This is a genomic window from Streptomyces sp. NPDC088707 (assembly GCF_044752725.1).
Classification (GTDB): domain Bacteria; phylum Actinomycetota; class Actinomycetes; order Streptomycetales; family Streptomycetaceae; genus Streptomyces.
Genome location: NZ_JBIVLV010000004.1, coordinates 365,070 through 378,386 on the forward strand (window position 1 = coordinate 365,070; position 13,317 = coordinate 378,386).

13 protein-coding genes and 1 pseudogene are annotated in these 13,317 nt (G+C 69.5%); 9 read left to right on the forward strand and 5 right to left on the reverse strand.

Annotation, left to right across the window (positions count from 1 at the left end):
• Window positions 1-9: 9 nt before the first annotated feature.
• Window positions 10-1,749 carry an N-acetylmuramoyl-L-alanine amidase gene (locus ACIP84_RS15455; RefSeq protein WP_401798216.1) on the reverse strand — a complete coding sequence of 580 codons (1,740 nt, stop codon included), beginning with the start codon at window positions 1,747-1,749 and terminating at the stop codon, window positions 10-12.
• A gap of 506 nt (window positions 1,750-2,255) precedes the next feature.
• On the opposite strand from ACIP84_RS15455, the gene ACIP84_RS15460 reads away from it, so the two are divergent.
• From ACIP84_RS15460 to ACIP84_RS15475, 4 genes are all read left to right on the forward strand, one after another.
• Complete coding sequence (locus tag ACIP84_RS15460; protein WP_355964600.1) at window positions 2,256-2,477, forward strand: hypothetical protein; 222 nt, start codon at window positions 2,256-2,258, stop codon at window positions 2,475-2,477.
• Between the two features lie 488 nt (window positions 2,478-2,965).
• Window positions 2,966-3,394 carry a VOC family protein gene (locus tag ACIP84_RS15465; RefSeq protein WP_401798217.1) on the forward strand — a complete coding sequence of 143 codons (429 nt, stop codon included), beginning with the start codon at window positions 2,966-2,968 and terminating at the stop codon, window positions 3,392-3,394.
• A gap of 307 nt (window positions 3,395-3,701) precedes the next feature.
• A complete protein-coding gene (locus ACIP84_RS15470; protein WP_401798218.1) occupies window positions 3,702-4,892 on the forward strand; it encodes a cytochrome P450 in 1,191 nt (396 codons plus the stop codon).
• 13 nt (window positions 4,893-4,905) lie between these two features.
• A complete protein-coding gene (locus ACIP84_RS15475; protein WP_355964603.1) occupies window positions 4,906-5,097 on the forward strand; it encodes a ferredoxin in 192 nt (63 codons plus the stop codon).
• A 164-nt stretch (window positions 5,098-5,261) separates the two neighbouring features.
• Here the strand turns inward: ACIP84_RS15475 and ACIP84_RS15480 are convergent, their stop codons facing one another.
• Window positions 5,262-6,305 (reverse strand): hypothetical protein, encoded by a 1,044-nt coding sequence (locus ACIP84_RS15480; RefSeq protein WP_401798219.1) that lies wholly within the window; start codon window positions 6,303-6,305, stop codon window positions 5,262-5,264.
• 566 nt (window positions 6,306-6,871) lie between these two features.
• Between ACIP84_RS15480 and ACIP84_RS15485 the strand changes: the two genes are divergently transcribed.
• Window positions 6,872-7,879 carry a hypothetical protein gene (locus ACIP84_RS15485; protein WP_401798220.1) on the forward strand — a complete coding sequence of 336 codons (1,008 nt, stop codon included), beginning with the start codon at window positions 6,872-6,874 and terminating at the stop codon, window positions 7,877-7,879.
• A gap of 127 nt (window positions 7,880-8,006) precedes the next feature.
• On the opposite strand, the gene ACIP84_RS15490 is transcribed toward ACIP84_RS15485, so the two are convergent.
• The 3 genes from ACIP84_RS15490 to ACIP84_RS15500 form a co-directional block, all read right to left on the reverse strand.
• Window positions 8,007-8,552, reverse strand: coding sequence for a flavoprotein (locus ACIP84_RS15490; RefSeq protein WP_355964606.1), 546 nt, complete (start codon window positions 8,550-8,552; stop codon window positions 8,007-8,009).
• Between the two features lie 336 nt (window positions 8,553-8,888).
• Window positions 8,889-9,626 (reverse strand): dienelactone hydrolase family protein, encoded by a 738-nt coding sequence (locus ACIP84_RS15495; protein ID WP_401798221.1) that lies wholly within the window; start codon window positions 9,624-9,626, stop codon window positions 8,889-8,891.
• A 440-nt stretch (window positions 9,627-10,066) separates the two neighbouring features.
• Window positions 10,067-10,627, reverse strand: a complete 561-nt coding sequence (locus ACIP84_RS15500) for a TetR/AcrR family transcriptional regulator (protein WP_401798222.1) — start codon at window positions 10,625-10,627, stop codon at window positions 10,067-10,069.
• 114 nt (window positions 10,628-10,741) lie between these two features.
• Between ACIP84_RS15500 and ACIP84_RS15505 the strand changes: the two genes are divergently transcribed.
• The 4 genes and pseudogenes from ACIP84_RS15505 to ACIP84_RS15520 all read left to right on the forward strand — a co-directional run bounded on the left by ACIP84_RS15505 (window position 10,742) and on the right by ACIP84_RS15520 (window position 13,243).
• Window positions 10,742-11,428, forward strand: coding sequence for an SDR family oxidoreductase (locus ACIP84_RS15505; RefSeq protein ID WP_401798223.1), 687 nt, complete (start codon window positions 10,742-10,744; stop codon window positions 11,426-11,428).
• 134 nt (window positions 11,429-11,562) lie between these two features.
• Window positions 11,563-12,567 (forward strand): NADP-dependent oxidoreductase, encoded by a 1,005-nt coding sequence (locus ACIP84_RS15510; RefSeq protein ID WP_401798224.1) that lies wholly within the window; start codon window positions 11,563-11,565, stop codon window positions 12,565-12,567.
• A gap of 39 nt (window positions 12,568-12,606) precedes the next feature.
• Window positions 12,607-13,056, forward strand: a pseudogene (locus tag ACIP84_RS15515) (alpha/beta fold hydrolase); the annotation flags it as partial.
• Entirely contained in the window at window positions 13,019-13,243 is a 225-nt protein-coding gene (locus tag ACIP84_RS15520; protein ID WP_401798365.1) for an alpha/beta fold hydrolase, read from the forward strand. The pseudogene ACIP84_RS15515 and the gene ACIP84_RS15520, both read left to right, overlap by 38 nt.
• Window positions 13,244-13,317: the final 74 nt, after the last annotated feature.

Here is a 13,317-nt window from a genome sequence, read left to right on the forward strand (position 1 = left end):
CCTTGGCAATCAGCCTGTCTCCGCGGTGCTCACCGTAGCCAGACGCCGGTTGTACTGGATCACTTCGTACCTCTGGTCGCCGGTGACCACGACCTCCGGGCGCGTGGGTGTGGCGGGGAAGAAGTCGGTGGCGCCCACGGACGTGCGGGCGGCCACGTACGCCTGCCCCTGGGGGAACGGGTACATGTCGAACCTCGTCTGTGCTGATGCCGGCAGCCCCTGGGGGTACTCGCCGGCTCGAGGGTAGGCCGTCGTGTAGAGGGAGACCGACTTCGCCCCGCTCGCGGGACGGACGATACGCGAGTTCGGGGCGGGGCGAGTGTGCACGCCCCCCGGGTTGTGGATCCATCCCTTCTGCCCACCGAACCAGATGGCCGTCCAGTCCCCTCGCATGTCGGCGACCACGAACTCCTGCCCCCACACCACGGTGGATCCCCAGTCGTCGATGCGGTCGCTGCCCGCCGACCCGTCAGGGCGGAGGGCGAGGTCGGAGACGAGCGGAGCGTCGGCGTCGGGCTCCGTGCGCACGTAGAGGAAGTTGGACGGCTGCGTCTGGGACCGGCAGGTCGGGGCGCACACCGTCACCGTCTGCGCGTTCCTGCCGAACGCCGGGGCGATCGTGACCGCCTCTCCGACTTCGATGTTCCCGCCCGTCTCACCTCCCGCGGCCTCGCGCTCCTTGCGCTGATCGGCATTGAGGAGAGCCATGAACTTCTCCCAGTCCCAGTAGGGGCCGGGGTCCCAGTGTGCGTCCGGCGCGCGGGCCGGCCTGGGCGGAAGGACGTTGTCGTGGCCGATGATGTGCCGGCGGTCCAGCGGGACGTCGAAGCGCCGTGCCAGGTAGACCACCAGCGCGGCAGTCGCCTTGTACTGGGCCGGAGTGAACCAGGTGGGCCCCTGGGCGGCGTATCCCTCCATCTCGATACCGACGCCGTGCAGGTTCATCCAGTAGTTTCCGGCGTGGAAGGCGATGTCCTTGGTGGCGACCATCTGCGTTGCCGCACTGCCGTCGGCCTTCATCACGTAATGCGCGGAAACCCCGCTCACCGGGTCCTGGAACCAGCTGACCCCACCGTCGTAGGACCCTTCGAGGTCATGAATGACGATGAAGTCGACGTCCATGCCGTTCGAGTTCCGCGTGGACACCTGGTAGTTCGAGGCGGCAGCGGGAACGAACCGGCAGTTCAGCTCGCTGGGGCACTCCGGCACTGCCGCCGCGGCTGACGTCCGCAGCCCCAGGGACGCGAGCTGTGACCTCGTCGGCCGGACGGACGGCGACTTCGTCAACGAAACCCTCTGGCCGTCCTTGCGCACCTTCTGCCTGCCGGAGCGGATCACGTCGAACACGCCATCGGCGAACCGTTCCGCCGCGGTGGTGTCGGCGGCCTGGCTGTAGTGCGCCACGGCCCCGTACCAGCTACCCGGGTCGGGCGACATCTCACGGGTGATCTGCCGTTGGTACGAGGCGAGCAGAGCGGCGCCGCCTCGAAGGTTCTGCAGCTCGTCCCGCTTGAGAGTCGAGGACGCGACGCCGATCATCGCGGCGGCAGCCTGCAACGTGTGCTCGGAAGGGTCGTCGGTGCCCGTGGCGTCCACCGGCCCTTCGCCTGGGCGATGGTCGTACGTCCCCCCGGACGTCGTGTCCGTCAGGTGCATGGGACCGTAGCCGCCCTTGGTGCTCGGGCGCCCGTCATTGGCCTCCCACCACGAGGACTCGTAGCTGACGCCGAGGAGCACTTCCCTCGGCACACCGAACTCCGCTGCCGCCTGCTCGGCCGCCCGCTCGAAGCCGCCGGGTGCGGCATCGGAGGGCCGCGCATTCCCAGCGGTGGCACACCCCCAGATGAGGGCCACCGCCACTCCCGCAGCGCTGAAAGTCCGGTGGCCGTGGCGCCTGTGTCTTCTGGTCACACCATGTCCATTTCGCTGTGGCGGGCGTAGTCCGGTCCAGGGGCCGACGCTGCGGCCGTCACAGCGAAAGGGACGGAGGCCTCCCGGTCCCCCCGACACGCCCAACGCACTCGGCCCCGTCACCGCACCGGAGCAGCGATCGCATGCCCATGCCTGTGCCCTCGCCCACGCGCCGTCGCGCTCGTGAGCACGGGAGAGGCTTTCGCGGCCATGAGTGGGCATCCGCCGCCACGATCCGGCCGCCCTCGGCACCTCCGTCCCCACGAGCGCTCCCAGAGCCTGTGCGAAGGCTTGACGCCGCCTGCGGGGCGCGGTGCCATGGGAATGACGTGAGGGGGCACACGATGCTCGACGCGGATGACGACGACGCGGGCCAGGGTGCTGAGGACGACGGTGATCGCCCGGATCGCCTTCCGGACCCGCACCGTCCAGGGCCCGAGGACCACTTCTGGGTGGCCGTGCTCGTGCTGATCGTGGTGGTCCTTGTCCTCGTGGGCATCCTTTCGAACGTGGACATGAACAACAGTGGTGACACAACCCAGGACTGGGACACCGTCTGGCATTGAGCGTCAAGATTGTCCTGATGCGACGAAGTCCATGAAGAAGGTCAAGGCCCGGGTGTCGACACCCTCTGAAGGACAGACCCGGGCCCCCGGAATGGCCACCTGCACATCGCGCCCGCGCCCGCGCCCGCGGAGATGATTCAACTCTCCACTCTGGAAAGGCCGCCGCGACCGGCAACGGCGACTACGCGGCCCCCGACCTGTACTGCCTGACGGCATGCTCCAGTCCGCCTCTTTCGTGTCCGAGAAACGCGGCGGCTTCCTCGTACGGGTCGGCGAGCCGCTGGGCAAGGCTGTACGTGGTCACAGGCCCATGCTGACGCTTTCGGCCGATGGTTCGGAGGGAAAGCGCGAAACTTCCGAACGCTTAGGCGCGACGTTTCAGCCAGCGGCCGTTGCTCGAGTCGCGAGTCTGGAGCCTCAAGACGACCGGAAGCCTGTACGGAGCCTGGCGAGAGCATGGCCACGGACCCGCGGGGCAGACGGGAAGCATGGCTGTCCTCAAAACCAGTGTCCTCGTCCTCGACTCCACCGATCCGGAACCGCTCGCGCGCTTCTACGCGACCCTGCTCGGCGCCACCGTGCAACCCGCGGGAGACGACCACGACCTGCTCCTCGTCTCCGGTCACGCCGGAGTGGTACTCGGGATCCGCCGTGACCTCGGGCAGGCGCCGCCGAGTTGGCCGCGTCCCGAAGACTCCCAGCAGGCTCATCTGCAGATCCTCGTGGCCCCTGACGCCCTCGATGAGGCGGAGCGCGAGGCCGTGTCGCTCGGAGCTCGGCCCATCGCCGCCGAGCGCGACGGAACCCGGACCGACCGGCGCACGGACGTGCGCCGCTACACCGACCCCGGTGGTCACGCCTTCGTCCTGGCCACGATATCCCCCGCCGATTCCAGCCCACCGTCACAGCGCTCCTGACCTCACGAACGGCACCTACCGTCCCAGGCAGCTGCCCGGATCGGGTCCGCGGACCCGATCCGTCGACGAGCGGCGCACGGCTCCCGCGTGCGGGCACGGGGGAGGGCAAGGGGGGAGGGCAACGAGAGCTTCCGAGCTCACGCAGGGCGCGTGCGCTGAGCTGACGACGTCCTCTCGGGCTGCAGCCGAACGGATGACCCCGTTCCGGTGGATTGGCTGAACTGTACGTAGACCAGATAGGTGCCTGAGGCATGTAGTGGATACGGCATCAATCTCGAAGCCGCCGATTCGCCCTTGCGAGGCCCCCATGACGGAAGCCGTGGCGTTCCCCCAGAACCGGACCTGCCCCTACCACCCGCCCACCGCCTATGACCCGTTGCGCGAGGAGCGCCCGCTGTCGCGGGTGACCCTGTGGGATGGACGCTCCGTGTGGCTCGTCAGCGGACACTCCGCCGGCCGGGCACTGCTCTCGGACCCGCGTCTCTCCACCGACTCCACCCGGCCCGACTTCCCTCTCACGACCGAGCGGGCCTCGTCGGTGCGTCGACGCCGACGCGCCGCGCTGCTCGGCTGGGACGACCCTGAGCACAACGTCCAGCGCCGGATGCTGATCCCGAGTTTCACGCTCAAGCGTGCGGAACGGCTGCGCCCGCGCATTCAGGAGACCGTGGACCGGCTCCTCGACGCGATGGAGGCTGCGGGACCCCCGGCCGAGCTGGTGAGCGCGTTCGCGCTGCCGGTGCCTTCGATCGTGATCTGCGACCTGCTCGGAGTCCCGTACGAGGACCACGACTTCTTCGAGGAGCAGTCTGCCCGGCTGCTCCGCGGACCGACGGGCGAGGACACCGAGGACGCGCTCGCCCAGCTCGAGGGCTATCTGGGCGACCTGATCGAACGCAAGCGGCGCAAGCCCGGCGAGGGCGTGCTCGACGACCTGGTGGCACGGCAGCTGGAGGATGGCGGGCCCGACAGCGAGAAGCTGGTACAGCTCGCCACGATCCTGTTGATCGCGGGGCACGAGACCACCGCGAACATGATCTCCCTCGGTACGTACACCCTGCTGCGCCACCCCGAGCGGTTGTCCGAACTCGCGGCCGAACCGCGTCTCGTGCCGGTTGCCGTCGAAGAACTGCTGCGGTTCCTGTCGATCGCGGACGGGCTTCTGCGGGTCGCACGGGAGGACGTGGAGATCGGCGGCACGATCATCCGCGCGGGTGAGGGTGTGGTCTTCTCGACCTCCGTCATCAACCGGGACGCCGCCGCGTACGCCGATCCCGACACCCTGGACTGGTCGCGCTCGGCACGGCACCACCTGGCATTCGGCTTCGGCATCCATCAGTGCCTGGGGCAGAACCTGGCGCGCGCGGAGATGGAGATCGCCTTCGGGACGCTGCTCCGCCGGCTGCCGGGGCTGCGGCTGGCCGTCCCCGCCGATGAGATCCCGTTCAAGCCCGGCGACACGATCCAGGGGATGCTCGAACTCCCCGTCACATGGTGAAAGGACCACACGGATGCGTATCTCCATCGACGGGGAGCTCTGTATCGGCGCCGGGCAGTGCGCCATGACCTCTCCGGACGTCTTCACCCAGGACGACGACGGGTTCGGGAAGGTGATTCCGGGCCAGGACGGGGGCGGCGGAGGCCCGCTGGTACGCGAGGCCGCTCGCGCCTGCCCGGTCCGGGCGATCAGCGTCGAGGGGTAGGTAGGCGCAGGCGCACGCGCAGACGACAGGCGCCAGGCGTAGGCGGAGACGCAGGCGACAGGGGCAGGGACGGGGACAGGGGCAGTGAGGACGACTCTGACTCCACGGTCTCCGGCTCGGGGTCGGGGTCGTCCCCATCGGCCTCTGTCACCACTCATACTCGGCTACTTCTCGGCCCAGTACGCGGCCCGCACTTCTCCCTCCGCGAAGTCCCGGCGCGGGAGACGCAGACCGAGGGACTCCTCCAAGGCGTGGAAGTACAGCTCGAACGTGTTGGTCAGTTCGGGGTGGTCCAGCTCGGCACGCCGGAGTCCCCGATTGAGGAAGTCCAGCTCCCCGCCGCGCAGATAGGGGGCGCGGCCGCGCTCGTACCAGATCAGCTCCAGCATGCCCCAGTCGTCGTCGACGCGGCGGCCGTCCCGCACGTAGTCGAGGGAGTAGATGGCCTTCGCGGAGGTGGCGGTCAGCCAGACGCTCTCCTTGATCCCGAGTGCGGCGTACGCCTCCTTGTCGGCGTAGGCCCCCGGCGGCGTGTCGTGGTGCAGCAGGAAGGTCCACCCGCCCGCCTGTCCGAAGCAGCAGCTCTCCCACTGGCGGTCCCAGTGGGCCCGGCCCCCGTCGACGGCCTGGAGGTCCTTGAGGCGCGTACCGGCTGCGACCTGAACGGGGTCGGCCCCGTACAGCAAGGCCAGTTGCTCTGCGTCGACGGGTTGCCCGGGCGCCGTGCGGAAGAAGGAGAGAGTCGTGTACGGGGCCTGGTCACGCCAGGACTTTGCTATCCAGGCGAGCCCCTCCAGCGGGTCTCGTCCGCACACCTCGACCGTCCCTGTGTCGTCCCCTGCGGCGTCCAGGCCGCCACTGCGGAACCGCCTGCCCCAGGCCGGATCGATCCGGTCCAGTGCGACTGCCGTCTCCTCGGGGCCGCCGCAGTGCCGGCGCATCGCGGCCTCGGCGATCAGGTAGAGCACCTGCTCGAGGTCTCGGGTAGCGAAGACCTCCCGGTAGGCGCCGTGATGCCCACGCACCGTGCCACCCTCGTCCAGCAGCAGACAGAGGCCGCCGTCCTCCACCTCCTCGGCGCGCTCGGCACACGCCTCCAGCTCGTCGTCCGAGAGGGCCACGGGTGGCAGCCCCACCTCGTGGAGCAGGGGGTGTCCGGCGGCCGTCCGCCGCCACGCCTCCGCAAGTGTCCGCTTGGTGATCTCCATTGCGTCAGCATAAGAACAGCCACTGACAACGGGCCGATCGTCTCGTGTCTCGAAACCGGCATGGTCCCGCCCGTCAGCGGCGCCACTCTGGGCACACAGTTCAAGGCACACCCCAGCAGACATGGCGTTCCCCGCGAGTGGGCACGGCAAGGTCCAAGCGGTCCGCCGACGTGACGACGAGCGGAACCGGGGGAGTCGGTCGACGTCATCACCACGCCACGCGAGCGACCTCGGACATCGACAGACAAGCCGTCCACTCCCCGGTCACGCGGGGTGGGCGGTGCATCCGAAAGCGGCCAGACACTCAGACGCCCGGCCGGCCGCCCGGGCACTCGGACGTCCGGACGCCCGGAGGACCGGAAACGGGGAACTCTTCCGCTTGCAACGAGACCTTCGTCGTCTCCTTCCTCACTTGGCCGCTGAGGCAGGAAGCTTCGAAAGGCGCCGGCGGAATCCCGGAAGGAGGTGGTCGGGCCGACGATCACTCGGTGGTTACGCGAGGCAACTTCGACGCCCGATCCCACGTCTGGCAGTCCGTACCAACCCTTCCGGAACGGAGCCACTCGGTGCTCATAGGACTGCTGACCGCCATCGCCGCCTCGATCTGCTACGGCACGGGATCCGTCCTGCAGGCCGTCGGGTCTCGCAAGTCCGCCCGGCGTGACGCGGCCGCGGGCCGGCTCACAGAGCGCGGGGGGCCCAGTCTGTCCTCCACGGCGAAGGCGGCGACGACCTGGGAGTTCGTCGTCGGCACGATCCTGGACTTCATCGGATTCGGTCTCGGGGCGCTCGCGGCCCGGCTGCTGCCGCTGTTCCTGTCCCAGACCGTGATCAGCGCGAATCTGGTCGTCACGGCGGTCCTGAGCGTCCGGCTGCTCGGGATCCGGCTCACCCGCGCTGAGTGGACCTCGATCGGTGTGGTCTGCTCCGCGCTGGTGCTCCTGGCGAGCGCCGCGGGCCCGGAGGGCGGTGGCCACACTCAGGTCGCCACGCACTGGTGGCTGCTGGCGATCGCCTTGCTCCTGATGGCGGGCGGAACAGCTCTCGTACGCCTCCTGGGCGCGCGGGCGGCCATCCTGGCCGGTCTGCTCTCCGGGCTCGGCTTCGGCGCGCTGGGCGTCGGGGTCCGGATCCTGAACGGCGTCGACCCCTTCGACCTCGGCGCGCTCCTTGCCGACCCGGCGCTGTACGCGATTCTCGTCGCCGGTATCGGCGGCATGTATCTGCACACCGTGGCGCTCCAGATCGGTTCAGTGAACGGGGCGACGGCGGCGTTGGTGGTGGGAGAGACGGTGCTTCCCGGCATGATCGGGGTGTGGTGGCTGGGTGATGCCTCACGCCCGGGTTTCGCCTGGCTTGCCGTCCTCGGCTTCGTCCTCGCGGTCGTGGGCGCGGTTGCGGTGGCGTGGTTCGGCGCGCCGGAGGGCCACGGGGCGGAGGCCGAGGACGCGCCGGAAGGCCCAGAGACGGCGCCCGGGAACGCTCCGGAAGCTCTTGAGACGGTGCCCGGGAACGCTCCGGACGCTCTTGGGACGGCGCCCGGGAGCGTTCCCGGTCCCGTACGCGTTCCCTGACTCGGCCCGCACCAAGCTGTGTCAGCCAGGCGTGCTCCTATCGAGGCGGATGGTCGGTCTCGACTCCCTGCCGGAGCGTGACCCTCGGACCAGCGGTACCGCTGGCCCCGGTTGGTCGTATGCGGGACTACGGCCGGTCCAGGACGTCGGCGACCGCCGCCAGAGCCGCCTGCCAGGGGTACGTCGCCGGGTCGCCCTGACCCGGTTCGTGCGGCACGAAGCCGCCCTCGCCGTAGACCACCCGGACGCCGGCGCTCCTGAGCGTCTCGAGCGATCGGTCCCACTGAGGATGCGCCGTGTACGCCCGGTTCACGCACGGCATCACGGCGATGGGGATGTTCTTCCCGACGCCTTCGGCGACAACGCCGACAAGCCACTTGTCCGTGATCCCGAGGGCCCAGGCGTTCACCGTGCTGAAGGTGGCCGGCGCGACCACGATGGCGTCGGGCTTGGGCCAGATGTCCGGATGGCCCGGCATGCGGTAATCCCACCTGACCGGGTGGCCGGTGAGCACGGCCAGGCCGTCCAAGGATTCGCTGAGCCAGCGCGCTGCCGTCGGCGTGAGGCCGAGGCACACGTCCCAGCCGTCGGCCTGTGCCTCCTCGATGACCCGGGCGACGTCGAAGACAGGTGTGGCCGCGCTGCTGAACAGGTACAGGATCCTAGCGTTCATGATCCTTATATGATCATATGGAAGCGCCTCTGAATCGGGGGAGTCGGGGCCGAACGCATCTCGCGCGATGCTGGTGCGCGTCTGGCGTTTCAGGTGGACGGCCGGTTCGCTGCTGGTAGCTCGCCTCGTGCTTGCGGCTCCGGGTCGCCGCAGTGGCGGAGTGCCACTGGTCGGCCCGGCAGATACCTCCCTGCAGGTGCGACAACTCGGACCTGCAGGCAACGTGCGGAGCTACGGCCGGTTCTAGGAGGAAAGGGACCGTGGGAGCTGCCGCCTCGCCGACCACGAACCCCAGCCAACGGCCGGCATCGCCAAGATCTCCTCGACAACCCTGGGTCATGCCATCAGATCCTCCGTCACGGGCAGGCACTCGGCGAGCAGGTCGACGATGTCGCGCCAGGCTCGCTGCGCGTGCCGTGGGTGGTAGCCGACGCCGGGAACCACGGAATGGTCGACCGGCGGATGGTGGAACGCGTGCAAGGCGCCGCCGTAGACCGCGAGGCGCCAGTCGACGCCCGCTTCCTGCATCTCGGCGGTGAACGCGTCCCGTTGCGCTGGCGGCATGATCGGGTCCTCCGAACCGACCCCGGCCCACACCGGGCAGCGAATGCGCGCCGCCTCGCCCGGTCGGCCCGTGGTGAGTCCGTTGACTGTCCCGATCGCGCGCAGGCTGACGCCGTCGCGCCCGAGTTCCAGCGCGACGGCGCCCCCTGTGCCGTAGCCGATGGCGGCGATCCGGTCGGGGTCGGTCCGCGGTTCGGTGCGCAACACGTCGAGCGCCGCATGGCCGATGTCCCGCATCCGGTCGGGATCAGCGAGCAGCGGCAGGCAACGGGTCAGCATCTCCTCGGGGTCGCCCAGATAGCGCCCGCCGTGAAGGTCGAAGGCCAGCGCCACGTAACCCAGTTCGGCGAGAGCATCGGCCCGGCGGCGCTCGACGTCGCTGAGCCCCATGCCCTCTGGTCCGAGCAGCACCGCGGGCCGGCGGTCGACACCGGCCGGGAGCGCGAGGTGCCCGATCATCGTCAGACCGTCGGCCGGATACTCGACCGTACGCGTCGTCATCGTCGTCATGAGACCGGACTGTAGTGATCGTCGGTCCCGGTCCGACTGGTGTTCCGCCGCTGGCAGAAGCGCGCGGGGTATCCCTTTGCAGCACGGCGAGTGCCTGCGGTGATTGGTGGGTGTGCCGGTCGAGCCAGGCCTGCAGATCGTCCAGCTCGCGGCGGCCGGCCGGTCTGCGGCTTTCTTTCCGCGGTGGGAGGAGCCGTTGTCGACCATCCAGAACACGCGCTTCGCGCCGGCCGCCGCGTGCAGGACGACCTGGGCGCGCCGGCGCGGTCAGTGATCGGTTCTTGTGGCCGTACGTCATCTTCTTCAGCCGCTCACGCGCGGAGGCGGTCAGGAAGATCAGGCGTGCGGAAGCGAGAAAGGCGACGTGGGAGAGCCGTTCGCGAGAAGTGGATGACGGCGGGGTTCGAAGAAGCGGGACCTTTCCTGCGGTGTGACTCCGGTCAGCGGGTGGCGGTCAACGCCTCACGTGCGGTGGTGAGGATCTCCTCGGAGAGCGGGGTGCCGTTGGTGGCCCGGGACAGGACGAGGGCGCCGAGCATGGTGCACAGCCTGGTGATGCCGTCCTGGTCCTCGGTGGCGAGCCAGTCGGCGAAGTCGGCCACTCCCCGGGTGTAGACGCGGCGGGCCTCACCGTCTCCGCCGGTGCGGGCGATGTCGGTGGCGAGTGCGGCGACGGGGCATCCGTCGGCCGGGCTGTCGCGGTGCTCGATGGAGAGGTAGGTGTCGATCAGCGCCTGCTGGGCGGCGCCGTGCCGTCCTTCGTACTGTTCGATTCGTTCCTTGTGGTGCCGGGTGAGTTCGGCGAACGCGTGGGCGGTGGCTTCGTCGACGAGCTCCTCCTTGGACGCGAACTGCTTGTAGAAGCCGCCATGGGTCAGGCCGGCCGCCTTCATGAGGTCGGCGACGCTGACATGGGTGCCCTGTTCCCTGAGCAGTCGGGACGCGGTTTCCACGACCCGCCTGCGGTTCTCCTGTGCCTGTGCCTGCGATACGCGGCCCATCGGTCACGCCTCCCCATTGGATGTCGAGTGAAATCTATTCTAGACTCTGATTTAGATGTTGGACGTAATCTAATGCGTGCGGTCTCCACGCCGCTCGCAACGCTGGGAGTGCTCATGGAACTGAAGGACGCGGTCGCGGTGGTCACCGGCGCCAACCGGGGGCTCGGGCGGCATCTGGCCGCCCAGCTCGTGGAGCGCGGAGCGAAGGTGTACGCGGCGGCCCGCCGCCCTGAGACGGTGGACCTGCCGGGCGTCATTGCGCTGCGGCTCGACGTGACGGACGAGGAATCGATCCGGAACGCGGCCCGCGTCGCATCCGACGCGACGCTGCTGGTGAACAACGCGGGCATCTCCACCGGAGCACCGCTGATCGCGGGCAGTCCGGACGCGGTGCGCCTGGAACTGGAGGTGAACTTCTTCGGCCCGCTCGCTGTGACACGGGCCTTCGCCCCGGTCATCGAGTCCAACGGCGGCGGCGGCGTGCTCAACGTCCTGTCGGTCCTGTCCTGGCTGCACCCGGCCGGCCTCGGCTCCTACGCGGCGGCGAAGGCCGCCGCCTGGGCGCTGACCAATGCGAGCCGGGAGGAACTGGCGCCCCGCGGGATCGACGTCTCGGGTCTCTACGTCGGGTACATGGACACCGACATGGCCGCTGGCGTTCCCGCCGACCAGAAGGCCGACCCCGCCGAGGTCGCCGACCGGGCCCTGTCCGGCATGGAAACGGGCCTGCCCGAGATCCTCGCCGACGAGGCCACCCGGTACGTGAAGCAGAGTCTGGCCGCCGCGCCGAACGCGGCGTGAAGCCCGCCCCGCCGCCCCCGCCGCATCGGTGCGGGGTGTCACGAACCAGCTGTAGACGCCAGAGAATATTTCGTACCGGTGCAAACCTGGTGCCAACAGAGACGCCGTCCTGCGGACGGGACACGGAGCACCCGATGAAGGCCTTCCTGATCGAGAAGTACGGTGACCAGTCCGCGGTGCGCGCCGCCGAGATGCCCGCCCCGGAGCCGGGCGCCGACGACGTCCTGGTGAAGATGCACGCGGCGAGCGTCAACCCGCTGGACTTCAAGATCCGCGACGGTGACTTCAAGATGATCCTTCCGTACCGCCTCCCCCTCGTCCTGGGCAACGACCTCGCCGGAGTGGTGGTCCAGATCGGCCCGTCCGTCACCCGCTTCGCCGTCGGCGACGAGGTCTACGCCCGCCCCGACAAGAACCGCATCGGCACCTTCGCCGAACTCATCACCGTCCACCAGGACGACCTGGCCCCCAAGCCCGCCGGTCTCACCATGGCGGAAGCCGCCTCCCTCCCCCTGGTCGCCCTCACCTCCTGGCAGGCCCTGGTCGAGAAGGCGCAGGTCCAGCCTGGGCAGAAGGTCCTGATCCACGCGGGCTCAGGTGGCGTGGGCACCATCGCCGTCCAACTGGCCAGACACCTGGGCGCGCACGTGGCCACCACCGCGAGCGCGGCCAACGCCGAGCTGGTCAAGGAACTCGGCGCAGACGTCGTCGTCGACTACCGCAACCAGGACTTCGAGGAGCTCCTGGACGACTACGACGTCGTCCTGGACACCCTCGGCGGCGAGACCCTGGAGAAGTCCCTGCGGGTCCTCAAGCCGGGCGGCAAGGCCATCAGCATCGCCGGTCCCCCCGACGCGGCCTTCGCCCGCGAGCTGGGCGCGAACCTGGTCCTGCGCCAGGTGATGAACGCGCTGAGCCTGAAGACCCGGCGCCACGCCAAGCGCCACGGCGTCACCTACTCCTTCCTGTTCATGAGGGCCGACGGCGACCAGCTGCGCGAACTCACCCGGCTCGTCGAAGCCGGAGAGATCCGCCCCGTCGTCGACCGCGTCTTCCCCTTCGACCAGACCTGCGAGGCCATGGAGTACGCCGAGAAGGGCCGCGCCAAGGCCGGCAAGGTCGTCGTCGCGATGGCGTGAAGGTCAGCCCTCCACCCCCACACCCCACAGGAATCCATCATGAACGCACCGCCCAGTTCCCGCGCCCTGTCGTCGTACAAGGACGTGACGACCCGTTCGGTGTCCGTGCGCGGCGTCGACTTCGTCTACCGGCAGCTCGGCCCGGAAGGAGACGGCGTACCGCTGATCCTGCTCCACCACCTGACGGCGGTCCTGGACAACTGGGACCCCCGCGTCGTCGACGGACTCGCCGCCCGGCGCCGGGTGATCGCCTTCGACCACCGCGGAGTCGGCGCGTCGGGCGGCTCCACCCCCGACACCATCGAGGCGATGGCCCGCGATGCGGTGCTGTTCATCCGAGCCTTCGGCTTCGAGCGGGTCGACCTGCTCGGCCTGTCCATGGGCGGCTTCATCGCCCAGGTCATCGCAGCCGAGGAACCGCAGCTGGTGCGCAGGGTCGTCCTCGCGGGCACTGGCCCCGCAGGAGGACCGGGCATCGACAAGGCCGGTCCTGGTGGCCAACGGCGAGAGCGACCGCATGGTGCCGAGCGAGAACACCCTCGACCTCGCCGCACGGCTGCCCCGGGGCGAACTCGTCCCCCTCGACCCGGACGCCGGACACGGCGGAATCTTCCAGTACCACGACGAATTCGTGACCAGGGCCCGCGCATTCCTTGAAGCGCAGCCCGATGACTGACAGGTAGGGCGCCGACGCCCGGCCTCGAAGACGACCTCCAAAGAACTTACGGCGGCAACCACTTGGCCGCGCTG